Here is a 22,142-nt window from a genome sequence, read left to right as displayed (position 1 = left end):
TGAATTTATCCTAAATCTGCTCTTGCGCCCCCGGATACTGCCGCATACTCTAAATCTATGGTGTGTTTCGTTTCACGACACCAATATCTATGGTCAGCCGAGGGGATGGGGGCATACTCGGCACGACTCGCTGCCGCCCCAGCGAAGGGCCGGATTGCCAGCCAGATGACCAGCCCGACCCGCGCACAGATTGCCCCACAGATCACCCGCCCCGGAGCAATCCCGTCCGGATCCACGCCATCAGAGCCATTCCAACCGGGCCATTCGCCGAGAACCGGCCTGTCGCACAGGGGGAGCGCTAGCACATGCGGACTCTGACTGAAATCGAGACCACCAGCCGTCTCAATCCCCTGGATCTGGTCGAACAGATCGTCGGCGAGCATGAATGGCCGTTCGACCGCCAGGGTCAGGACGAGCTGACCGTCGGCGTGTCCGGCCGTTATTGCGAACACCAGATGTGGTTCTCCTGGCGCGAGGAACTCGGGGCACTCAGCTTCACCTGCGCCTTCGACATGAAGGTGCCGGCCAACCGCCGCCGCGACCTGCACTCCCTGCTGGCCTATGTGAACGAGAAGGCCCTGATCGGCCATTTCGACTATTGGGTCGAGGAGGGCATGGTGGTGTTCCGCCAGGCGCTGCTGCTGCGCGGTGGACTCGGTGCCACCACCGAGCAGATCGAGGACCTGATGGAAATCGGCCTGTCGGAATGCGAGCGCTTCTTCCCGGCCTTCCAGTTCCTCGTCTGGGGCGGCCGCACGCCGGAAGATGCCGTCGCCGCCGCCATGTTCGAGTGCGTCGGCGAGGCCTGAGCCCGGCCTAATCGTCGATGGCGCGTCTCGGTATGGGCAGGCAGTCGCGATCAGCCTCGCCTTTGAGCCGACCGCTTTTCGGGGGGGGGACGATCGCCCAGTCGATGCGGAAACGCGCATCCGGCAGGGCGCGCTTGGGTATCGGCAGGTCGAAGGCGGCCTGATCCAGCATCTGGGCGAATAGCCGGGCATGAATCTCCGGCATCGCGCCTTCGGTAAGAGCCATCTGCCAGACCACCACAGCCCCGCAATGCCGCAATTGTATCAGGTCGATCCATGGCGCCACAGCACAGTCGCGCAGCGCCCGGCTCGCCACGGTTGCTGTACAGCTAGGATTTGATGGATAACCGCATTTTAATGCGGGGACTTATCTCTTCTCTTCTCTGGAGGAACTGGGCGCATGACGAAAATACTGCTGGTCGGTTGCGGCAAGATGGGCGGTGCACTGCTGGCCGGCTGGCTCAACCGCGGGATTGCGGCAGCCGATGTCGTGGTGGTCGAACCCAACCCCGTGCCCGACCTGCCGGCCGGTCTGCGGCAGGTCGCCGAAGCAGCCGCGATCCCGGCGGACTTTGCCCCCGACATCGTGATGCTGGCGGTGAAGCCGCAGGCCATGGACCAGGCGACGCCGGCCTATGCGGGGTATGCCGCGCAGGGCGCCTGCTTCCTGTCGATTGCCGCCGGCAAGACCATCGCGGGGCTGAATGCGCTGCTCGGCGGCAGCGCGGCGATCGTGCGCAGCATGCCGAACACACCGGCCGCCGTCGGTCGCGGCATCACTGTCTGCTGCGCCAGCGCCACGGTCGGCGCCGGCCAGCGCGACGCCTGCCAGTCCCTGCTGGAAGCGGTGGGCGAAGTCGGCTGGGTCGCGGATGAGGCCCTGATCGACGCGGTTACGGCGGTCTCCGGCTCTGGCCCGGCCTATGTCTTCTGGCTGACCGAATGCCTGGCCGCGGCCGGCGAGAAGGCCGGCCTTGATGCCGCGCTCAGCGCCCGGCTGGCACGGGCCACCGTGTTCGGCGCCGGCGAACTGATGCGCCAGAGCCCGGACAGTCCGGCCCAGCTGCGCAAGAATGTAACCAGCCCGAACGGCACCACCCAAGCCGCCCTCGACGTGCTGATGGCGCCGGACGGGCTCGGCCCGCTGATGGACCGCGCGGTGGCCGCCGCCGCCCGGCGCTCGCGTGAACTTGCCGGCTGAGGCCGCCTTGTCCGGTCGCCCGGGCATCCCCACATCACTGGGATAGATTGACGGGAGGCTGCCATGGCGAAACCGGCCCACAGCAAGTCGCAGAGCAAGGGCAAGTCGCAGGGCAAGGGTAAGGCCCAGGGCAGGGCCGGCGCGCCGGTCGAGGCCGATCCGGTCGAGGTCATGCTGGATCTGGTGGCGACGGAAGGCTGGCGGGGATTGACGCTCGCCCGCATCGCCGAGGCCAGCGGCCTCAGACTGTCCGACCTCTACCTGCAGTATGGCGCGAAGAACGACCTGCTGGCGGCTTATGCCCGGCGGATCGATGCCGCCATGCTGGCCGCCCTGGGGGATGCGCCGGCCGAAGCCGCTGCCACGCCCGATGCCGCCAAGGACCGGCTGTTCGAAGCCGTGATGGCCCGGCTCGATGCCCTGGCGCCGCACAAGGCGGCCGTGCGCGTGCTGGCGCGGGAATTGCCCGGCGACCCGGCGGCCCTGCTCTGTTTCCTGTATGGCGGCCTGCGCCGTGGCCTCGACTGGACCCTGGCCGCCGCGGCCCTCGATGCCGCCGGGCCGCGCGGGCTGCTGCGGCGCAAGCTGCTCGGACTGGTTTATCTCGACACGCTGCGGGTCTGGCTGAAGGATGACAGCGCCGATCTCGGGCCGACCATGGCGCGGCTCGACAAGCGGCTCAGTCAGGCGATCGGCCCGCTCAGCCGCCCGGGGTTTTTCTCGCATATGCGAGATAAAATGGCGGATGCCGCATAATCATCTGATATAGATGATAATATTTTATGTTGCAGTGCACAATAAGTGTTTGACGATGCCCAGCCTGAGGACTAGACTGCCTGTAGTCCCGCCCTCGCAAACCCGTTCCCATGGAGCCCCGAATGACCAAGATCGACAACCCCTTCGCCGCGTTCGACCTGAACAAGATGCTCGGTGACCTGAAGATGCCGGGCTTCGACCCGGCCGCCGTGGCCGCGGCGCAGCAGAAGAATATCGACGCCATCACGGCCGCCAACAAGCGGGCGATCGAGGGCTATCAGGCCATTGCCAAGCGGCAGGCTGAAATCTTCCAGGAGAACCTGAAAGAGGTTGCCTCGATGATGAAGTCGACGCCCGACGTCAATGCCACCAAGCAGGCGGACGTCATGCGCCAGGCAGTCGAGAAGGCCGTCGCCCAGATGCGCGAGCTGGCCGAGATGGCATCGAAGACCAACACCGAGGCCTTCGAGGCAATCAGCCAGCGCATGAATGAGACGATGGAAGATTTCCGCAAGAGTTTCATCAAGCCCGGCAAATAACGGCAGCAGCCGGCAGCGGATTTGCCTGATACGGGCGGGCGGGTTACAACACCCGCCCGCTATTTTTTTGCCGGCGGGCCGCGAGAGGAACGCATGGCAACGATCAGCTTCGACGATTTCCAGAAGGTCGACATCCGCGTCGGGACCATCCGGCAGGCGGAGCCGTTCCCCGAGGCGCGTCGTCCGGCGATCAAGCTGTGGGTCGATTTCGGCGACGGGATCGGCGTGAAGAAATCCTCGGCGCAGATCACGCGGCATTACCGCGCTGAAGACCTGGTCGGTCGTCAGGTGCTCGCGGTGGTGAATTTCCCGCCGCGCCAGATCGGCACGTTCATGTCCGAGATTCTCGTGCTTGGCCTGCCCGATCCCGATGGCGAAGTGGTGCTGATCGGTCCCGGTCATCCGGTCCCGGACGGCGGCCGAATGTATTGACCCCGCCCGATCCCCATCCGACAATCACCACGGACCCGCCCATGCTTCGCCCCGCTGCCCTTGCCCTGTCGATCGCGCTTGCCGCCGCCGCATTGCCGGCCGCAGCCCAGGATCATGACTGCGTGGTGCGTCAGTTCGCCACGGCGAAAAATGTCGTCAACCTCGAGCCGGTCGGTATCGTCGACGGCATCTACCCGCCCGACACCGAACGCGCCTATGCCTTCGCCCGGCTCGATTGCAGTCAGGTCGGCCAGGGTGGCGAGACCTTCTGGTTCCACTGGATGCACAACGACCGCGAGGTCGCTAAATCCAAGGCGCGCGTGGATATCAGCCATAACTGGCGGATCTGGTCTCAGTCGCGGATTTTCCCCGGCGACTGGGCGGTGCTGCTGAAGGATGGCGAGGGCCGTCTGCAGGCCGAACAGCGTTTCGTCTTCACCAAGCCTGACGATACCGCGCCAGCCAACTGAAGCGCATCCGGCGCTTCAGATCGGCAGGCGGACACTGACCCGCAGGCCGCCCATCGGTGAATTGGCCAGCCTGATTTCGCCGCCATGCGCCAGCACGGCATCGCGGGCGATGGTCAGGCCGAGGCCGACATTGCCGCTGCCATGCCGGGCCTGGTCGAGGCGGTAGAACGGGCGGAACACCTTGTGGCGTTCCTTTTCGGGGATGCCCGGCCCGTCGTCGTCGATATGCAGCTCCACGCTGTCGCGCCGCCGTTCCATGGTCAGACGCACGCGACGGCCGAACCGCAGGGCATTCTCGATCAGGTTGGACAATGCGCGTTTGAAGCTGAGGCGGCGCAGCATCAGAGTCACCGGTTGCGCCGTCTCGAACTGCAATTCACGGCCGCTGCGGCGCACATCGTCGGCCAGTTCCTGCAGCAGGTTATTCAGATCGGTCGGTTCGGCCGGCTGCTCGCTCTGGCCGCGCGCAAAGGCGAGATAGGCGGCGACCATCTTGTCCATCTCGTCGACGTCGCGCTTCAGTTCCGCGGTTTCGCTGCCGGCCGCCATCATCGACAACTGCAGCTTCATGCGGGTCAGTGGCGTGCGCAGGTCGTGGCTGACGCCGGCCAGCATGTCGGTGCGTTCGCGGATATGGCGGCGGATGCGGTCACGCATGGCAAGAAAAGCACGCGCGGCGGCCCGAACTTCCTCGGCACCGGCCGGCCGGAAGGAGGCCAGCTCGCGGCCCTTGCCGAAGGCATCTGCCGCTTCGGCCAGACGCCGGATCGGCTTGATCTGGTTACGCAGGAACAGCACGGCAATACCCAGCAGGATCGCCGATGCGCCGGCCATCCAGATGATGAAGATATAGGTGCTGCTGGAGAACACCCGGTTCTCCGGAGCGATGACGGTCATCAGGCTGTCGGGCAGCTGCACGTAAATGGCGATATTGCCGTCGTCGCGCTGGGTGTCGATCAGGTAGGGCTGGGTCAGCCGTTCGCCGAGCGCCTGTACCAGCATGCGGTCAAGAATCGAATAGACGCGCGGTGGCGGCAGGTCGACGGGGAATTTCGTGTTCGGCGTGAAGGTCACGGAAAGCTGCAGGGTGCTCTGCATGCCGAGCAGCAGGTCGCCGAGCACCACTGGACTGCTCGACCGGTCGCGCATGTCGATGATGGTGGCGATTTCGCCCGACAGCCCGAGCGCCAGACGCCTGGTCACCGTATCCCAGTGCCGTTCGTAGAAGATGTAAGTGAGCAGGCCCTGCAGGATGACGATCGGCGCCATCAGCAGCAGCAGCCAGCGGCCGAACAGCGTGCGCGGCAGCAACCGTTTGATCAGCCGCATCGCCAATCTTTCTGGGGCCGGTCTTTCCGGCGCCGGCTATTCCAGCCAGAGGACATAGCCCTCACCCCAGACGGTCTGCAGGTAGCGCGGGTTGCGTGGATCGGCCTCGATCTTGCGGCGCAGGCGGGTGATCTGCACGTCGACGGCGCGGCTTTCGACGGCAACGCCGGGCTCAGACAGGGCAGCCCGCGGCACGGTGATGCCGGGACTGCGGCCGAGAATGCGCAGCAGCTGGGCTTCGCCGGTGGTCAGGGCAATCGGGGTGCCGTCGCGCTTCAGCTCGCCGCGCACCAGGTCGAAAACGAAATCGCCGAAGCGGATCGTCTGCGCCACCGGGGCCGGGGCGGGCAGGGCCGCCCGCTTGAGGATGGCATTGATGCGCAGCACCAGTTCGCGCGGCTCGAACGGCTTGGGCAGATAATCGTCGGCTCCGGTCTCGAAGCCGCGGATGCGGTCCTCGGCCTCGCCGCGCGCGGTCAGCAGGATGACCGGGACATGGTTCTGCCGCTGCCGCAGGGCGGCGACGAATTCGAAGCCGTCCTGCCCCGGCATCATGACGTCGACCACCAGCAGGTCGAAGGCGACCGCGGTCATTTTCGCCGCGGCATCGGCGGCGTCCTCGGCAGTGGTGATGCGGAACGACTGTCCGGTCAGGAAGCGCGCCAGCAGCGTGCGGATGCGCTCGTCGTCATCGACGACCAGGATATGCGGCTCGGTGTGGTCCATGCCGCCGCCGTCAGCGCCGCTGGATCGCGCGCAGGACGGTCGGTCGTTCCGGCTCGTCGATCAGGCCGGCCAGCACCTTGCGATAGCCGGCGACGGCCTCGGCGCCGGCCTCGCGGTAGGCCTGTGCCACCTTGGCCTGCTGCACGGCACTGATCTGTCGCTCCAGCGTCTTGCCCTCGTCGGTGAGATAGAGCTGCCGCTGGCGGCGGTCGCGGGTGCCCTGCTGCTGGCGGACGAAGCCGCCCTCGACCAGCGCCGAGAGGACACGCGACAGGCTCTGCTTGGTGATGCGCAGGATGCCGAGCAGCTCGGCGACCGTGATGCCGGGGTTGCCGCCGATGAAATGCAGGGCCCGGTGATGGGCGCGGCCGAAGCCATAGCGCTCGAGCAGTTCGTCCGGCCCGCGGGTGAAGTCGCGATAGGCATAGAACAGCAGCTCGATGCCCTGGCGAAGTTCGTCCTCACGCAGGAACAGAGGGTTAGCCAGCGATTTCAGATCGGTCATAACCTCTATATCGCCCAAAGAGATAGCTGCCAGCAAGCACGCAGGGAATATAATGCCGCGCCGGCCTCCGGGAAAATTATGTCAGCAGTATTGACATATTTGCCTCATAATGTTACCCCATCACCAAGTGTTTGGTAATAATAATACCCTGTCCGCCCGTTCCGCCGAAGGAGTTGAGCATGTCCCTGATCCCTTATGATGACCGCGACGGTTTTATCTGGTTCGACGGTCAGCTAATCCCGTTCCGCGACGCCAAGCTGCATGTGCTGACCCACGCGCTGCATTATGCCTCCTGCGTTTTCGAGGGCGAGCGCGCCTATGACGGCGAGGTCTTTCACCTCACCGAGCACAGCCAGCGCCTGTATGATTCCGCCAAGCTGATGGATTTCACGCTGCCGTATTCGGCGGCCGAGATCGACGCGGCGACCCGGGCGACCGTGGCCGCCAACAAGATGCCGAGCTGCTATGTGCGGCCGGTGGCCTGGCGTGGTTCCGAGATGATGGGCGTCTCGGCGCAGAACAACAAGATTCATGTCGCCATCGCCGTCTGGGAATGGCCGAGCTATTTCTCGCCGGAGGCCAAGATGAAGGGCCTGCGCCTGCAGATCAGCGACTGGCGCCGTCCGGCCCCGAACACCGCGCCGACCAAGGCGAAGGCGGCGGGCCTGTACATGATCTGCACGCTGTCCAAGCACAAGGCCGAGCGCGAAGGCTATCAGGATGCCCTGATGCTCGACTGGCGCGGCCAGATCGCCGAGGCGACCGGCGCCAACATCTTCTTCGCCAAGGACGGCAAGCTGCACACGCCGACGCCGGACTGTTTCCTCGACGGCATCACCCGCCGCGCCGTCATCGCCATGGCCAAGGCACGTGGCATCGAGGTGATCGAGCGGGCGATCCAGCCGGAAGAAATGACCGGGTTCCAGGAATGCTTCCTGACCGGCACCGCCGCCGAGGTCACCCCGGTCTCCGAGATCGGTCCCTACAAGTTCACCCCGGGCACGATCTGCAAGCAGCTGCTGGCCGATTTCGATGCGGCGACGCATCGCAAGGCTGCCGCCTGACGCGCAAGCCCGCTCTGGAACGGACGAAACTGACGGCCGCCGGTTATCCGGCGGCCGTCGGCACGACCGGGCAGTAGAATTCGTACTGGAAGCCGCTGACCCGCTCGTCGGGCTGCAGGCGCTGGCCGACCAGCCCACCAAGCAGCATGTCGATGGCCTGGCCGTCGGTCGACAGCGGCAGCAGCAGGGATTCGAAACCCAGCGAGCGGCCGGTCGGCGCCACGGCATATTCGCCCGCCGCATAGGCCGGGCCATGGGTCTGCAGCGGAATCGAAAAGAAGCGTTCGACCTCGTCGGCATTGGAGCCGAACAGGTCCTCGTCGACCAGGCGACGGGTGGTTTCCTGGCCGAAGGCGCCGACAATGCCGGTGCCGACCAGGCGGAAGCGGAACCGCAGCGGCTGCTGCTGGATGTCGATCAGCGACACGAAGGGCAGGAAGGGCACCATCTCGTCCGGCTGCAGGTCCTGCCTGGCCGGCATGCGGCCGAGCGCCTGTTCCTTGGCTTCCCAATAGGCAAGCAGCCCGCGCAGTGATTTGCTTCGGATACGACTGGACGTCACGGACCGGATGACCTCGACGCGGGGAATATTCGGATCTGACGGAGGACTGTTCATGGCGACTGCCGACTTCGAAGCTATTACGACAAACCGACGCGGGAGTCAGCCATCGCCAGCACTACTGTTTGTATAAAGGCTGCTGTTCCCCGCCGGCTTTATGACAGCACACGCCAGCCCCGCAGTAAACCGAAAGCTATATAACTGTCAGTAGTGCAGGGGGGCTTTTCAGCGCTGCCAGCGGTCGGCGGCCTGGTCGTCGCCGGCCTTGGCTTCGACCCACTGGCGCGTCGTGCCGTTGTCTTCCAGCTTCCAGAACGGCGCCCGGGTTTTCAGCCAGTCGACTAGGAATTCGGCTGCCTCGAAGGCGGCCTTGCGATGGGCCGAGGCGGTGATCACGAGGACGATGCGGTCGCCGGGCGCCAGCTCCCCATAACGGTGTATGACGAGGCAGTCGTCGAGCGGCCAGCGCTGCCGCGCCTCGGCGACAATGGTCTCGAGCTGGCGCTCGGTCATGCCGGGGTAATGCTCAAGCGTCATGCGCTGGCTGCTGCCTGTGCCGCCGGCGAATTCACGGACCAGGCCGGTGAAGCTGACGACGGCGCCGATCTGCGCGTTGCCGCGCCCCAGGCGATCCAGCTCGGCCGCCGTGTCGAAATCCTCGTGCTGGACACGGACCGTCACGGTCAGCCCCCGGTCACCGGCGGGAAGATGGCGATCTCGTCGTCCGGCCCGACCGCATGGTCGGGCCGCGCGTAATCCTGGTTGACGGCAACGCGGACGATGGCGGGATCGGCCAGCGCCGCGCTGTGCTGCGGGCTGCGGCCACGCAGCCAGGCGACCAGCTCGCCCACGTTGCGCACCTCGGCCGGCGGGGTGACGGTTTCCTCAGGGATTCCGACCCGTTCGCGCAGCCAGGCGAAATACAGCACCCGCATGGTCATTCCGCTCCCTTGGCGGGGAATTCCTGCTCCGATGCGTCCTGGCCCGGAATTTCCGAGACTGGCGGTTTGGCCGCAGGCGTCGGATGGCCGGCCATATAGCGCAGGCCGGACTGCAGGTAATCCCAGCCGGTATAGAGCGTCAGCACGGCGGCGACCCAGATGCCGATCTCGCCGACCAGGCGGATGTGGAAGCCGTCCGGCCCGTAATCGCCGACAATCAGGATGCCGAGCGCGATCAGCTGCACGGTGGTCTTCCATTTGGCCAGCCGGGAGACCGGTACTTTCACGCGCAGGTCGGCGAGGAATTCGCGCAGGCCGGTCACCGTGATCTCGCGGCACATGATGACCACGGCGGCGAGGCTGGTGGTGCGGTCGATGCGCTCGAAGGCGATCAGCATCAGGATGACGGCGGCAACCAGCAGCTTGTCGGCCACCGGATCGAGGAAACGGCCGAGATCGGACATCTGGCCCCATTTGCGGGCGAGATAGCCGTCGAACCAGTCGGTGATGCCGGCCGCGGCGAACAGCGCCAGCGGCACCCAGGCGCTCCAGACGCCGGGCAGGAAAAACGCGGCACAGATCGCGGGAATCGCCAGGATACGCGATACGGTCAGGATATTCGGAAGGCCGTTCAGCATCGGAATCGAGTATCGCATGACGGGCCGGCCGCGGCCAGAGCCGCAGCCGTCACGGGTGTGTCAACCGCCATTAAAATGGTCGTAAATCTTCCGGGCGACCGTGCCGCTGACGCCGGGCACCGCCTCGAGATCGGTGAGGCCGGCACGCGACACCGCCTTGGCCGAGCCGAAATGCAGCAGCAGGGCCTTCTTGCGCGCGGCGCCGATGCCGGGGATTTCGTCGAGCGGCGAGCGGATCTGGTCCTTGGCCCGCTTGGCCCGGTGGGTGCCGATGGCAAAGCGGTGCGCCTCGTCGCGCAGGCGCTGCAGGAAAAACAGCACCGGGTCGCGCGGTTCCAGCATGAAGGGTTCGCGGCCGGGCAGGAAAAACTGCTCGCGGCCGGCATTGCGCTCCGGGCCCTTGGCGATGCCGACCACCGGCACGTCGTCGACGCCCAGTTCGCGCATCACCTCCAGCACGGAACCGAGCTGGCCCTTGCCGCCGTCGATCAGCAGCAGGTCGGGCCAGTCGCCTTCCGCGCGGTCTTCCTCTTTCAGCAGGCGCTGGAACCGCCGGGTCAGCACCTGTTTCATCATGCCGTAATCGTCGCCCGGTTCGATGTCCTCGCCCTTGATGTTGAACTTGCGATAGGCGTTCTTGCGCAGGCCTTCCGGCCCGGCGACGATCATGCCGCCGACCGCATGGCGGCCCATGATATGGCTGTTGTCGTAGACCTCGATGCGTTCGGGCGGAGCATCCAGCCCGAACAGGTCGGCGACGCCGGCCAGCAGTTTCTGCTGCGAGCTGGTCTCGGCCAGCCGCCGGTGCAGGGCGTCGCGCGCATTGGTGACGGCATAATCGGCGAGGTCGCGCTTCGGGCCGCGCTGCGGCTGGTGCAGCTCGACCTTGTGGCCGCCATGTTTGGTCAGCGCTTCCTCGATCAGCGCGGCACCGTCGACCGGATGGCTGATCAGGATCAGCGGGGCCGGATCGCGGGTGGCGTAGAACTGGCCGATGAAGGCATCCAGCACCTCGCTGATTTCCGCGTCGCGGGCATGGGCCGGGAAATAGGCACGGTTGCCGAAGTTGCGGCCGGCGCGGAAAAAGAACACCTGCACGCAGACCAGGCCGCCCTCGGCATGCACGCCGATCACGTCGGCGTCGCCGAGCTCCTCGAGGTTGATGTCCTGCTTCTGGCTGATATGGGCCAGCGCGCGGATGCGGTCGCGCATCTCGGCCGCCGCCTCGAAGTCCAGTGCATCGCTGGCCGCCTGCATGCGCCGCTGCCATTCGTCGAGGATGCGGCGATTGCGGCCCTGCAGGAAGTCGCGCGCCTCGTCGACCATGCGGCCGTAATCCTCGGCGGTGACGCGCTGCACGCAGGGCGCCCGGCAGCGCTTGATCTGGTACTGCAGGCAGGGCCGGGTGCGGGCGGCGAATTCGCTGTCGCTGCAGTTGCGCAAGGGGAAAGCGCGCGACAGGGCGTTCAGCATGGTGTTGACCGCGCCGGTCGAGGCGAAGGGACCGAAATAGTCGCCGGGCACCGTGCGGGCGCCACGATGCTTGGTGATGCGCGGGAAGTCGTGATCGCGCGCCACCAGGATATAAGGAAACGACTTGTCATCCTTCAGCAGCACGTTGAAGGGCGGCTGCAGGCGCTTGACCAGGTTGGCTTCCAGCAGCAGGGCCTCGGCCTCGGTATGGGTCGTGGTGACCTCGACCGTGGCGACCTGGCGCACCATGCGCTGGATGCGGATGCTCAGGCCGGTCGGCTTGGTGTAGCTGGTGACCCGCTTGCGCAGGCTGCGCGCCTTGCCGATGTAGAGGATCTCGCCGGCGCCATCGATCATCCGGTACACGCCGGGCCCCATCGGCAGGGTGCGCAGATGGCGGGCGATCGCGGCGGCGCCGATCTTGCCGGCGGGCGGTGCGACATCAGGCGGAAGGTCGTTGCCGGTCTCACTCATACGCAGAACCATATCCAGAAAAGATCAACGATTACACGGCGTTGACAAAAGCGTCCCAAGCCTGTGGATAACTTTGTGGGGAAACTCTGTGGACGGGGAAAGATTGTATCGCCACGCCGGCCCATATCCGGAGATGTAATGTCCAAGCCACAAAACAAGCCATTGGCATCTATATGGTTTTTACCGTTATGCACAGCATGCCGGGTGCAGCCCTGCCGATTGTAGCCGGCGCCGAGTCGCCCGGCCCGCCTGTGCACAACCGCAGGCGTGGAACCGCTCGGTGTTGCAATGTCAAGCGCTGGTCACACCCCTGTAGAGAAATCTACAGTTGATTACGCCTGCGCTCTATCTCAACCCCAACGCCAGAGGCCTCGGCGATGGCATCCGGCTTTTCCACCCGCACGCGGCAGCGGTCAACCCGGCTGTCGGCGAGGCAGAGGGCGGCCAGCTGTTCGGCGAGCGACTCGACCAGGTCGACATGACCCTCGGCCAGCAGCGCCTTGGCGCTGGTGACGAGCTGCTCGTAGCAGACCACCTCGCTGTAGTCGCGCGGTGGCCGACCTGGCGTCTCGGCCACCCATAATTCCATATTGATGAGGATTTTCTGCGGCTTGAGCCGTTCCTCGGGGTAGATGCCGATCAGTCCGTCGAGCATCAGGTCGCGCACGAACACCCGGCGGGCCGGATGTTCGGCCGCGGCGAGGCCGGGGACCGGGATTTCCGCCCAGGCGGCGCGGGCGCGGTCATGGATCGTCATGTCATTCCTCCAGATCCGCGGAGCCGGGCGACAGCGGCGCGCCTGCCTGCTGCCAGGGCAGGTGCTGGCCGCCGTCCATGGCGATCATCTGGCCCGTCACGGCCGGGGCGTCAAGCAGGAAACCGACCGTGGCGGCGATCTCTTCCGGATGGGCGCCGCGCCTGAGCGGGGTGCCCTGCCACTGGCGCTGGAACTGCTCCGGGCTCTGGCGCGGGCTGGGCAGCACCGGGCCGGGGCCGATGGCATTGACCCGGATGCGCGGCGCCAGCGCCATGGCGAGCGTCTGGGTCAGGGTCCACAGACCGGCCTTGGCCACCGTGTAGGAGGCGAAATGCGGCGTCAGGCGCCAGACCCGCATGTCGACGATGTTGACGATGTTGCCGGCCGCGCCGCCGGGGAGATCCTGGGGCAGCTGCGCGGCAAACGCCTGCGACAGGAAAAACGGCGCCTTCAGGTTGGTATCGAGATGACGGTCCCAGCTGTCCTCGCTGGCGGTCTCGACATGGTCGTATTCGAACAGCGAGGCATTGTTGACCAGCACCGCCAGCGGACCCAGCGCCGCGGCGGCCTGCGCCACCAGCCCGGCCACCGCGGCATGGTCGGACAGGTCGGCCTGCACGACGGCGGCGCGACCGCCGGCCGCCGTGATCTCGGCGGCGACGGCCTCGGCATCCTGGCGCGAGCGGTTGCAATGCACGGCGATGGCATGGCCGCGCCGGCCGAGTTCCAGCGCGATGGCGCGGCCGATGCGGACGCCGGCGCCGGTGACCAGCGCGGCCGGAGCTTGCTTCGCGACAGCCATCAGTTTTTCCGTCCCCGGTAGGTGCGGCGCGAGCCGGCCTTGCCGGCGGTCGAGCGGCCGACCGGGCGCAAAGCCGGTGCGCCGTCCTCGGCGAGCCCGAGCGGCTTCAGCGCCATGCCGCCGGTGGGGACTTCCAGTTCGCTCATTTCCAGCCGCTTGATCTCGTCGCGCATGCGGGCAGCTTCCTCGAATTCGAGATTGGCGGCAGCATCGCGCATGCGGCTTTCGAGTTCGGCGATATAGGCCTTCAGGTTATGGCCGACCAGATGGCCGTCCTGCGCCGCGCCGGCATCCACCGTGTAGTGATCCTGCTCGTAGACCGACTGCAGGATGTCGCCGATCTGCTTCTTGATGCTGGCGGGCGTGATGCCGTGTTCGGCGTTGTAGGCCTGCTGCTTGGTGCGGCGGCGGTCGGTCTCGTCGAGCGCGCGCTGCATGCTGTTGGTCATCCTGTCGGCATAGAGGATGACGCGGCCATCGACATTGCGGGCGGCGCGGCCGATGGTCTGGATCAGCGAGGTTTCCGAGCGCAGGAAGCCTTCCTTGTCGGCATCCAGAATGGCGACCAGGCCGCATTCCGGGATGTCGAGGCCCTCGCGCAGCAGGTTGATGCCGATCAGGATGTCGAAGACGCCGAGCCGCAGGTCGCGGATGATCTCGATGCGCTCCAGCGTGTCGATGTCGGAATGCAGGTAGCGCACCTTGAGGCCAACCTCGGTCATGTATTCGGTCAGGTCTTCCGACATGCGCTTGGTCAGGGTGGTGACCAGCACGCGATAGCCCTGCTGGATCACGAGCTTGCATTCGGCCAGCAGGTCGTCGACCTGGTGCTCGACCGGGCGGATCTCGACCGGCGGATCGATCAGGCCGGTCGGGCGGATCACCTGCTCGATGAACACGCCGCCGGTGCGTTCCATCTCCCATTTGCCCGGTGTCGCCGAGACGAACACGGTCTGCGGCCGCAGGCGGTCCCATTCGCGGAAGCGCAGCGGCCGGTTGTCGATGCTGGATGGCAGGCGGAAGCCGTATTCGGCCAGGGTCGCCTTGCGCCGGAAGTCACCGCGGAACATGCCGCCGATCTGCGGCACCGTGACATGGCTTTCGTCGACGAACAGCATGGCGTCGTCGGGCAGGTATTCGAACAGGGTCGGCGGCGGCTCGCCCGGGTTACGGCCGGTCATGTAGCGGGAATAATTCTCGATGCCGGCGCAGGCGCCGGTCGCCGCCATCATTTCTAGGTCGAAGCTGGTGCGCTGTTCCAGCCGCTGGGCTTCCAGCAGGCGGCCCATCTTGTTGAGCTGGTCGAGCCGCAGATGCAGGTCGCTCTTGATCTGGTTCATCGCCTGCTGCAGCGTCGGCTTCGGGATCACATAGTGGCTGTTGGCGTAGATCTTCACCGACTTCATCTCGCCGGTCTTGTGGCCGGTCAGCGGGTCGAACTCGACGATGCTTTCCAGTTCGTCGCCGAACAGCGACAGCCGCCAGGCACGGTCTTCCATATGGGAGGGGAAGATTTCGACGCCGTCGCCGCGCACCCGGAAGGTGCCGCGGGCGAAGGCGGCGTCGTTGCGCTTGTACTGCAGGTCGACCAGCCGGCGCAGCAGTTCGTCACGCGACACCATCTGGCCGGCTTCCAGCGACAGGGTCATCGCCGTGTAGGTCTCGACCGAGCCGATACCGTAGATGCAGGACACCGAAGCCACGATGATGACATCGTCGCGCTCCAGCAGGGCACGGGTAGCCGAATGCCGCATGCGGTCGATCTGCTCGTTGATCGAGGAATCCTTCTCGATGTAGGTGTCGCTGCGTGGCACATAGGCTTCCGGCTGGTAATAATCGTAATACGAGACGAAATACTCGACCGCATTGTTGGGGAAGAAGGCCTTCATCTCGCCGTAGAGCTGGGCGGCCAGTGTCTTGTTGTGGGCGAGGATCAGCGCCGGCCGGCCGGTGCGGGCAATCACCTGGGCCATGGTGAAGGTCTTGCCCGAGCCGGTGACGCCGAGCAGCACCTGGTCCTTCTCGCCGCCGGTCACGCCGGCGACCAGTTCGCCGATCGCCTGCGGCTGGTCGCCCCTGGGCTCGTAGGGGGCCTGCAGGTCATAGGCGATGCCGCCCTCGCTCTTCGCCGGCCGTTCGGGGCGATGCGGGGTGAAATCCGGGAAATTCGCGTCCGCGAAACGGTCCGGATCCTCGATCTGGCGTTCGACGGTCTGGGGAGTCGGGGCCTGGCTCATGGCTGCCAATATGGGGTGCCGGGGGCGCCGCGCCAAGCGCCGGCCCCGCCCCGGAATGGCCCGGCACAGCGGGCTTTTGTCCCGGGCAGCCGGCTGCTGCCAGGACGCTGTCAGCAACCGGGCGGGGGCTTCCGGGCTGCCGGGGCCTCCGCTATACAGGGGGCTGGATGCAACCCCCGCCAGGCCTCGCCATAACCGCGTGAAGGGCACATGACTGTAATTGTTACCGGCGGCGCCGGCTTCATCGGATCGGCGCTGGTGCGCCGGCTGAATGCCCAGGGCCAGGCGGTCGTGACCATCGACAAGCTGACCTATGCCGGCAATCCGGACAATATCGCCAACCTGCCGCGGCCGGAGCTGCACCGCTTCGAGCAGGTCGATATCTGCGACCGGGCGGCGATCCGGCGCATCTATGCCGAGGTGAAGCCGACCGCGGTCTATCATCTGGCCGCCGAAAGCCATGTCGACCGTTCGATCGACAGCCCGGCGCCGTTCATCGAGACCAATGTCACCGGTTCGCTGGTGCTGCTGGAGGCGGCGCTGGAGCACTGGCGCGGGCTGGACGGCACCGCGCAGCAGCAGTTCCGCCACCTGCAGGTCTCGACCGACGAGGTCTATGGCGAACTGGGCGAGACCGGCCTGTTCGACGAGAACAGCCCCTACAGGCCGAACTCACCCTATGCCGCCAGCAAGGCGTCCTCCGACCATCTGGCGCGCGCCTTCGGCCGCACCTACGGCCTGCCGATCCTGATCACCAACTGCGGCAACAATTACGGGCCCTACCAGTTCCCCGAGAAGCTGATCCCGCTGACCGTGCTGAACGCGCTGGAGGGCAAGGACCTGCCGGTCTACGGCAAGGGCCTGCAGGTGCGCGACTGGATCCATGTCGACGACCATGCTGCCGCCCTGCAGCTTGCGGTCGAGAAGGGCCGGGCGGGCGAGACCTATCTGGTCGGCGCCCGCGGCGAGCAGCGCAACATCGACCTGGTGCATACGCTTTGCGCGATTCTCGACGACCTGCGGCCGCGCAACGACGGCGCCGGCTATGCCAGCCAGATCCGCTTCGTCACCGACCGGCCGGGCCATGATGCCCGCTATGCCATCGATCCGGCGAAATGCGAGCGCGAGCTCGGCTGGCGGCGGACGTATGACGTCGCCACCGGCATGCGCGCCACCGTGCAATGGTATCTCGACAACGGCACCTGGTGCCGGCGGGCGACCGAGACCTACGGCCGCCAGCGTATCGGATTGGGCTAGGGGAGACCCGGCCGCAATGAAGTGCCTGCGCATCTATGCCACCCCGGATGGCGAGTCGCATTTTGACGAAGTCGATTTGCCGGTGACGCAGAGAGCGGTGCACCCCGATGCCGTGCCGTTCGAAGTTTCGGCCAGCTATCCGGCATCCCGCGTCCGCCTCACCCGCATCCCGGCAGGCATGCGCGAGGTTGCCTGGCATACGGTCCCGGAACCGGTGCTGACGGTCCGCCTGGACGGTTCGGTCGACTACGAGACGAGCGACGGGGAGGTGTGCCATGTGCCGGCGGGCAGCTTCGTGCTGGTCGAGGACACGCACGGCAAGGGCCATCTGTCCCGCCATTCCCCGGAGGCGCAGACGGTCATCTGGATATCGCTGCCGAACGGCCTCGCCTTGCCGCCGGCATAGCGCGGTTTGCGTTTAAGCCGACTTGCGGGCCTGGCGGCGCTGCCACCAGGCCTGGATCTCGCCGACGATGCCCTTGCGGAAGGCCATCACCACCACCACGAAGATGGCGCCCTGGATCACCAGCACCCATTCGCCGAAGCCGGCGAGGTAGTTCTGCATGGTGACGATGATGCCGGCGCCGACGATCGGGCCGAACACCGTGCCCATGCCGCCGACCAGCGTCATCAGCACCACTTCGCCTGACATTTGCCAGGCGACATCGGTCAGCGAAGCGAGCTGGAACACCATCGCCTTGGTGGCGCCGGCCATGCCGGCGAGCGCTGCCGAGAGCACGAAAGCCAGCAGCTTGTACTGGTCGACCCGGTAGCCCAGCGAGATGGCGCGCGGCTCGTTTTCGCGGATCGCCTTGAGGATCTGGCCGAACGGCGAATGGATGGTGCGCCAGACCACCAGGAAGCCGAAGGCGAAGACGATCAGGACGACGTAGTAGAGGTTGAGGTCCTTGGTGGTGTCGATCAGGCCGAGCACGGCGCGGCGCGGCACTGCCTGGATGCCGTCCTCGCCATGGGTGAACGGCGCCTGGACGCAGAAGAAGAACATCATCTGCGCCAGCGCCAGGGTGACCATGGCGAAATAGATGCCCTGGCGGCGGATCGCCAGCAGGCCGGCGACGAAGCCGAGCAGGGCGGCGCAGAGGGTGCCGGCGAGGATGCCGAGTTCCGGCGTCCAGCCCCAGACCTTGACGGTATGGGCGGCGATATAGGCGGCGGCGCCGAAGAACATGGCGTGGCCGAAGGACAGCAGGCCGACATAGCCGATCAGCAGGTTGAAGGCGAGTGCGAACAGCGCGAAGCACAGCACCTTCATCAGGAAGACGGGATAGACCACCGCCGGCGCCACCAGGCCGATGACCATCAGGCCGGCGAAGATCAGGAGATCGCGGTTCTTCGTCATCACGCGGGCCTCACTTGGGGGTGCCGAACAGGCCCGCCGGCTTCACCATCAGCACGATCGCCATGATGATGAAAATGACGGTGTTGGACGCTTCCGGATAGAACACCTTGGTCAGGCCCTCGATGATGCCGAGGCCGAATCCGGTGACGATCGATCCCATGATCGAGCCCATGCCCCCGATCACCACCACGGCAAACACGATAATGATCAGGTTGGAGCCCATCAGCGGGCTGACATTGTAGGCCGGCGCGGCCAGCACCCCGGCCAGTCCGGCCAGGCCGACGCCGAAACCGTAGGTCAGCATGATCATGCGGGGCACATTGATGCCGAAGGCCTGCACAAGATCCGGCCGTTCGGTGGCGGCGCGCAGATAGGCGCCGAGCTTGGTGCGCTCGATCAGGAACCAGGTGCCAAAGCAGATCACCAACGAGGCGATGACGATCCAGGCGCGATAGTTCGGCAGGAACATGAAGCTGAGCCGGGTGCCGCCGGGCAGCGGATTGGCATAGGGCTCGCCGGACGAGCCGAACTGCTGGCGGAACACGCCTTCGATCATCAGGGCGAGGCCGAAGGTCAGCAGCAGGCCGTAGAGATGGTCGAGATGGTAGAGCCGGCGCAGAAACAGGCGCTCGAGCAGGATGCCGAAGGCGCCGATGATCAGCGGCGCCAGGATCAGGGCGCCCCAGTAGGGGATGCCGAGCCAGTTGAGCAGCATCCAGGCGCAGAAGGCACCCATCATGTACTGTGCGCCATGGGCGAAGTTGATGACGTTGAGCAGGCCGAAGATCACGGCCAGCCCAAGGCTGAGCATGGCATAGAAGGCACCATTGATCAGGCCGAGCAGCAGCTGGCCGAACAACGCCTGCGACGGTATGCCAAGCAATTCGAACATGCGGGCGGTCCCTTGGACAGAAAAGGCGGGCCGGCCGGCCGATCTCGGACGATCGGCACGGCCGGCCCTGTTTCAGACGATCAGCTCTTCACCAGCGGGCAGCCGCCGTCCTTCAACGGACGGAACGCCTCGTTGGCCGGGATGGTCTTCTTGATGGTCAGGTAATCCCACGGACCCTTCGACTCGCTCGGCTTCTTCACCTCGACGAGATACATGTCATGCATGTGGCGGCCGTCCTCGCGGATCATGCCCTTGCCGAACAGCTTGTCCTCGGTCGGCAGCTTCTTCATTTCGGCCACCACCTTGGCGCCATCGGCATCGCTCTTCAGCGCTTCCACGGCCTTCAGGTAATGCGTGACCGCGGAATAGATGCCGGCCTGTACCATGGTCGGCATCTTGCCACCGTTGGCCGCCGCGAACTGCTTGGCGAAGGCGCGGTTGGCGTCGTTGGCATCCCAGTACCAGGCCGTGGTGAAGTTCAGGCCCTGGGCAGTCTTCAGGCCCAGCGCATGCACGTCGGAAATGAACATCAGCATGCCGGCCAGCTTCTGGCCACCTTCGACGATGCCGAACTCGGCCGCCTGCTTGATCGAGTTGATGGTATCGCCGCCCGCATTGGCCAGACCGATGATCTGCGCCTTCGAGGCCTGCGCCTGCAGCAGGAAGGACGAGAAGTCGGTGCCCGGGAACGGCGCGCGCACGGCGCCGACCACCTTGCCGCCGTTGGCTTCGACGACGGCCTTGGTGTCGCGCTCCAGCGCATGGCCGAAGGCGTAGTCGGCGGTGATGAAGAACCAGCTCTTGCCGCCGGTCTGCACGATCGCCTTGCCGGTGCCGTTGGCCAGCGCCCAGGTGTCATAGGTCCAGTGCACGGTGTTCGGGCTGCACTGCGGACCGGTCAAGTCGGCGGTGGCCGGACCGGAAGCCAGAAACACCTTGTTCTTTTCCTTGGTGATCTGGTTGATGGCGAGCGCGACCGACGAGGTCGGCACGTCGACGATCATGTCGACATGATCGACGTCGTACCACTGGCGGGCGATATTCGAGCCGACGTCGGGCTTGTTCTGGTGATCACCGAAGACCACCTCGACCTTCATGCCCTTCTTGGCGGCACCGAAATCCTCGACAGCCTGCTTGGCCGCCCAGGTACCGCCGGGACCGGAAACGTCGGCATAGAGACCGGACTGGTCGTTGAGGACGCCGATCTTGATGACGCCGTCGGTATACTGGGCATGGGCCGCGCCGGCGGCGAGCGTCATCGCTGCGGTAATGGCAAGGGATTTCAATCGCATAGTTTCCTCCTGGTTTTGACTTCTGGTTAGACGCCGAGATAGGTCTCGAGTTTTGCGATATTGGCCTGCAACTGGTCGCCGGCAATGGTGTCGATCACCTTGCCGTGTTCCACCACGTAGTGGCGGTCGGCCACCGTGCTGGCGAAATGGAAGTTCTGCTCGACCAGCAGGATGGTATAGCCCCGCTGCTTGAGCAGGCGGATCATCGCGCCGATCTGCTGCACGATGACCGGGGCAAGGCCTTCGGTCGGCTCGTCCAGCAGCAGGAAATCGGCGCCGGTGCGCAGGATGCGGCCGATCGCCAGCATCTGCTGCTCGCCGCCGGACAGCTTGGTGCCCTGGCTTTTCAGGCGTTCCTGCAGGTTCGGGAAGATCTGGTAGATCTCCTCGAGGCTCATGCCGCCGGGTTTGACCACCGGCGGCAGGGTCAGGTTTTCCAGCACGTTCAGGCTGGAAAAGATGCCGCGCTCCTCCGGGCAGAAGGCCAGCCCCAGGCGGGCGATCTTGTTCGATGGCATACCGATCAGTTCGGTGCCGCCGAAGCGGACCGACCCCTTGCGGTCCGGGATCATGCCCATCACCGCCTTCATGGTGGTGGTCTTGCCGGCGCCGTTGCGCCCCAGCAGGGTGACCACCTCGCCGCGACGGACCTCGAACTCCATGCCGTGCAGCACATGGGACTCGCCGTACCAGGCGTTCAGGCCGCTGACCACAAGTTCGGCGGTGCCGATGGTGCCAGCCGGCGCGATGGCGGCGTCATGCATGGCCGGTCCCCATATAGGCTTCGACGACTTCGGGATTCTTCGACACCGTCTCGTAATCGCCTTCGGCAAGGATCTCGCCGCGGCGCAGCACGGTGATGGTGTCCGACAGCTTGGCCACCACGTTCAGGTTATGCTCGACCATCAGCACGGTGCGGTTGGCCGAGACGCGCTTGATCAGGTCGGAGATCTTCTCGATATCCTCATGGCCCATGCCGGCCATCGGCTCGTCGAGCAGCATCATTTCCGGCTCGAGTGCCAGGGTCGTGGCGATTTCCAGCGCCCGCTTGCGGCCATAGGGCAGCTCGCCGGCAGTATGGCGGCGATATTCGATCAGGCCGACCGCTTCCAGCAGTTGCTCGGCACGGTCGTTCAGACCATCAAGGCTGCCTTCCGGGCGCCAGAAGTGGAACGAGGTGCCGAGTGGCCGCTGCAGCGCGACGCGCACGTTTTCCAGCAGGCTGAGATGCGGGAAGACCGCCGAAATCTGGAACGAGCGCACCAGGCCGCTGCGGGCGATATCGGCCGGCTTGGCGCTGGTGATGTCGCGGCCGTTATAGGTGATGCGTCCCCGGCTGGGGCGGAGGAACTTGGTCAGCAGGTTGAAACACGTCGTCTTGCCGGCGCCATTCGGCCCGATCAGGGCGTGAATGCTGTGCCGGCGCACGTTGAGATTGACGTCCCTGACGGCGACGAAGCCCGCAAATTCCTTCGTCAGCCCTTCGGTCGTGAGGATGTTATCCCCGCCCATTTGGACCGTACCTTATTTATCCGACATTCCCCAAGTGGCCCGCCGCTTGACTTCAAGATCGCCTGATTTTGCTCGCTGGGCAAGCGTTTTTCGCCCCGAGCGGTGTCTGTCGTCGCG

The 22,142-nt window shown here is 65.7% G+C and carries 26 protein-coding genes; 9 read left to right on the top strand and 17 right to left on the bottom strand.

Annotation, left to right across the window (positions count from 1 at the left end):
• Nucleotides 1–305: 305 nt before the first annotated feature.
• Nucleotides 306–809: a type III secretion system chaperone family protein gene (locus ACFOOQ_RS20120; protein ID WP_379729483.1), complete on the top strand. Its 504-nt coding sequence runs from the start codon at nucleotides 306–308 to the stop codon at nucleotides 807–809.
• 7 nt (nucleotides 810–816) lie between these two features.
• Here the strand turns inward: ACFOOQ_RS20120 and ACFOOQ_RS20115 are convergent, their stop codons facing one another.
• Entirely contained in the window at nucleotides 817–1,035 is a 219-nt protein-coding gene (locus ACFOOQ_RS20115; RefSeq protein ID WP_379729482.1) for a hypothetical protein, read from the bottom strand.
• A 174-nt stretch (nucleotides 1,036–1,209) separates the two neighbouring features.
• On the opposite strand from ACFOOQ_RS20115, the gene proC reads away from it, so the two are divergent.
• From proC to ACFOOQ_RS20090, 5 genes are all read left to right on the top strand, one after another.
• Entirely contained in the window at nucleotides 1,210–2,010 is an 801-nt protein-coding gene (gene proC, locus ACFOOQ_RS20110; RefSeq protein WP_379729481.1) for a pyrroline-5-carboxylate reductase, read from the top strand.
• Nucleotides 2,011–2,073: 63 nt separating this feature from the next.
• Nucleotides 2,074–2,766, top strand: a complete 693-nt coding sequence (locus tag ACFOOQ_RS20105) for a hypothetical protein (RefSeq protein WP_379729480.1) — start codon at nucleotides 2,074–2,076, stop codon at nucleotides 2,764–2,766.
• A 122-nt stretch (nucleotides 2,767–2,888) separates the two neighbouring features.
• Nucleotides 2,889–3,305: a phasin family protein gene (locus tag ACFOOQ_RS20100; protein ID WP_379729479.1), complete on the top strand. Its 417-nt coding sequence runs from the start codon at nucleotides 2,889–2,891 to the stop codon at nucleotides 3,303–3,305.
• A gap of 93 nt (nucleotides 3,306–3,398) precedes the next feature.
• The gene (locus tag ACFOOQ_RS20095; RefSeq protein ID WP_379729478.1) at nucleotides 3,399–3,737 is read left to right on the top strand and encodes a tRNA-binding protein; all 339 of its coding nucleotides are present in this window, start codon (nucleotides 3,399–3,401) and stop codon (nucleotides 3,735–3,737) included.
• A 41-nt stretch (nucleotides 3,738–3,778) separates the two neighbouring features.
• Nucleotides 3,779–4,207, top strand: a complete 429-nt coding sequence (locus ACFOOQ_RS20090) for a DUF2914 domain-containing protein (RefSeq protein WP_379729477.1) — start codon at nucleotides 3,779–3,781, stop codon at nucleotides 4,205–4,207.
• Between the two features lie 15 nt (nucleotides 4,208–4,222).
• On the opposite strand, the gene ACFOOQ_RS20085 is transcribed toward ACFOOQ_RS20090, so the two are convergent.
• From ACFOOQ_RS20085 to ACFOOQ_RS20075, 3 genes are read right to left on the bottom strand one after another with little or no spacing between them, the layout of a single operon-like run.
• Nucleotides 4,223–5,536: an ATP-binding protein gene (locus ACFOOQ_RS20085; protein WP_379729476.1), complete on the bottom strand. Its 1,314-nt coding sequence runs from the start codon at nucleotides 5,534–5,536 to the stop codon at nucleotides 4,223–4,225.
• A gap of 36 nt (nucleotides 5,537–5,572) precedes the next feature.
• Nucleotides 5,573–6,262, bottom strand: a complete 690-nt coding sequence (locus ACFOOQ_RS20080; RefSeq protein ID WP_379729475.1) for a response regulator — start codon at nucleotides 6,260–6,262, stop codon at nucleotides 5,573–5,575.
• 10 nt (nucleotides 6,263–6,272) lie between these two features.
• Nucleotides 6,273–6,767, bottom strand: a complete 495-nt coding sequence (locus tag ACFOOQ_RS20075) for a MarR family winged helix-turn-helix transcriptional regulator (protein ID WP_379729473.1) — start codon at nucleotides 6,765–6,767, stop codon at nucleotides 6,273–6,275.
• Between the two features lie 179 nt (nucleotides 6,768–6,946).
• Between ACFOOQ_RS20075 and ACFOOQ_RS20070 the strand changes: the two genes are divergently transcribed.
• The gene (locus tag ACFOOQ_RS20070; RefSeq protein ID WP_379729472.1) at nucleotides 6,947–7,831 is read left to right on the top strand and encodes a branched-chain amino acid aminotransferase; all 885 of its coding nucleotides are present in this window, start codon (nucleotides 6,947–6,949) and stop codon (nucleotides 7,829–7,831) included.
• A gap of 43 nt (nucleotides 7,832–7,874) precedes the next feature.
• On the opposite strand, the gene ACFOOQ_RS20065 is transcribed toward ACFOOQ_RS20070, so the two are convergent.
• The 8 genes from ACFOOQ_RS20065 to uvrB all read right to left on the bottom strand — a co-directional run bounded on the left by ACFOOQ_RS20065 (nucleotide 7,875) and on the right by uvrB (nucleotide 15,712).
• Nucleotides 7,875–8,393, bottom strand: a complete 519-nt coding sequence (locus ACFOOQ_RS20065) for a PAS domain-containing protein (RefSeq protein WP_379729471.1) — start codon at nucleotides 8,391–8,393, stop codon at nucleotides 7,875–7,877.
• Between the two features lie 222 nt (nucleotides 8,394–8,615).
• Nucleotides 8,616–9,071 carry a molybdenum cofactor biosynthesis protein MoaE gene (locus tag ACFOOQ_RS20060; protein WP_379729470.1) on the bottom strand — a complete coding sequence of 152 codons (456 nt, stop codon included), beginning with the start codon at nucleotides 9,069–9,071 and terminating at the stop codon, nucleotides 8,616–8,618.
• A gap of 2 nt (nucleotides 9,072–9,073) precedes the next feature.
• The gene (moaD, locus tag ACFOOQ_RS20055) at nucleotides 9,074–9,331 is read right to left on the bottom strand and encodes a molybdopterin converting factor subunit 1 (protein WP_449265825.1); all 258 of its coding nucleotides are present in this window, start codon (nucleotides 9,329–9,331) and stop codon (nucleotides 9,074–9,076) included.
• The gene (gene pgsA / locus ACFOOQ_RS20050) at nucleotides 9,328–9,969 is read right to left on the bottom strand and encodes a CDP-diacylglycerol--glycerol-3-phosphate 3-phosphatidyltransferase (protein ID WP_379729469.1); all 642 of its coding nucleotides are present in this window, start codon (nucleotides 9,967–9,969) and stop codon (nucleotides 9,328–9,330) included. The genes moaD and pgsA overlap by 4 nt, the downstream gene beginning before the upstream one ends.
• A 60-nt stretch (nucleotides 9,970–10,029) precedes the next feature.
• Nucleotides 10,030–11,916 (bottom strand): excinuclease ABC subunit UvrC, encoded by a 1,887-nt coding sequence (gene uvrC, locus ACFOOQ_RS20045; protein ID WP_379729468.1) that lies wholly within the window; start codon nucleotides 11,914–11,916, stop codon nucleotides 10,030–10,032.
• 322 nt (nucleotides 11,917–12,238) lie between these two features.
• Nucleotides 12,239–12,673 (bottom strand): dihydroneopterin aldolase, encoded by a 435-nt coding sequence (folB, locus tag ACFOOQ_RS20040; protein WP_379729466.1) that lies wholly within the window; start codon nucleotides 12,671–12,673, stop codon nucleotides 12,239–12,241.
• Between the two features lies 1 nt (nucleotide 12,674).
• On the bottom strand, nucleotides 12,675–13,475 hold the full coding sequence (locus ACFOOQ_RS20035; RefSeq protein ID WP_379729465.1) for an SDR family oxidoreductase: 801 nt from the start codon (nucleotides 13,473–13,475) through the stop codon (nucleotides 12,675–12,677).
• Nucleotides 13,475–15,712 (bottom strand): excinuclease ABC subunit UvrB, encoded by a 2,238-nt coding sequence (gene uvrB / locus ACFOOQ_RS20030; RefSeq protein ID WP_379729464.1) that lies wholly within the window; start codon nucleotides 15,710–15,712, stop codon nucleotides 13,475–13,477. The genes ACFOOQ_RS20035 and uvrB overlap by 1 nt, the downstream gene beginning before the upstream one ends.
• A 210-nt stretch (nucleotides 15,713–15,922) precedes the next feature.
• Here uvrB and rfbB point away from each other — a divergent pair, with 210 nt between their 5' ends.
• Nucleotides 15,923–16,969: a dTDP-glucose 4,6-dehydratase gene (gene rfbB / locus ACFOOQ_RS20025; protein WP_379729463.1), complete on the top strand. Its 1,047-nt coding sequence runs from the start codon at nucleotides 15,923–15,925 to the stop codon at nucleotides 16,967–16,969.
• Nucleotides 16,970–16,985: 16 nt separating this feature from the next.
• Nucleotides 16,986–17,375 (top strand): hypothetical protein, encoded by a 390-nt coding sequence (locus tag ACFOOQ_RS20020; RefSeq protein ID WP_379729462.1) that lies wholly within the window; start codon nucleotides 16,986–16,988, stop codon nucleotides 17,373–17,375.
• A gap of 12 nt (nucleotides 17,376–17,387) precedes the next feature.
• Here ACFOOQ_RS20020 and ACFOOQ_RS20015 read toward each other — a convergent pair whose 3' ends face one another.
• The 5 genes from ACFOOQ_RS20015 to ACFOOQ_RS19995 all read right to left on the bottom strand — a co-directional run bounded on the left by ACFOOQ_RS20015 (nucleotide 17,388) and on the right by ACFOOQ_RS19995 (nucleotide 22,025).
• Nucleotides 17,388–18,329, bottom strand: a complete 942-nt coding sequence (locus tag ACFOOQ_RS20015) for a branched-chain amino acid ABC transporter permease (RefSeq protein ID WP_379729461.1) — start codon at nucleotides 18,327–18,329, stop codon at nucleotides 17,388–17,390.
• 10 nt (nucleotides 18,330–18,339) lie between these two features.
• Nucleotides 18,340–19,221 (bottom strand): branched-chain amino acid ABC transporter permease, encoded by an 882-nt coding sequence (locus ACFOOQ_RS20010; RefSeq protein ID WP_379729460.1) that lies wholly within the window; start codon nucleotides 19,219–19,221, stop codon nucleotides 18,340–18,342.
• A gap of 80 nt (nucleotides 19,222–19,301) precedes the next feature.
• Nucleotides 19,302–20,513: an ABC transporter substrate-binding protein gene (locus ACFOOQ_RS20005; protein WP_379729459.1), complete on the bottom strand. Its 1,212-nt coding sequence runs from the start codon at nucleotides 20,511–20,513 to the stop codon at nucleotides 19,302–19,304.
• 26 nt (nucleotides 20,514–20,539) lie between these two features.
• On the bottom strand, nucleotides 20,540–21,277 hold the full coding sequence (locus ACFOOQ_RS20000; RefSeq protein WP_379729458.1) for an ABC transporter ATP-binding protein: 738 nt from the start codon (nucleotides 21,275–21,277) through the stop codon (nucleotides 20,540–20,542).
• Nucleotides 21,270–22,025, bottom strand: a complete 756-nt coding sequence (locus ACFOOQ_RS19995; RefSeq protein ID WP_379729457.1) for an ABC transporter ATP-binding protein — start codon at nucleotides 22,023–22,025, stop codon at nucleotides 21,270–21,272. Before ACFOOQ_RS19995 ends, ACFOOQ_RS20000 begins: the two co-directional genes overlap by 8 nt.
• Nucleotides 22,026–22,142: the final 117 nt, after the last annotated feature.

It is taken from the genome of Ferrovibrio xuzhouensis, assembly GCF_042648965.1.
GTDB lineage: Bacteria > Pseudomonadota > Alphaproteobacteria > Ferrovibrionales > Ferrovibrionaceae > Ferrovibrio > Ferrovibrio xuzhouensis.
Note: the sequence above shows the minus strand (reverse complement) of the source record. Positions and strands in the feature narration are given on the sequence as shown.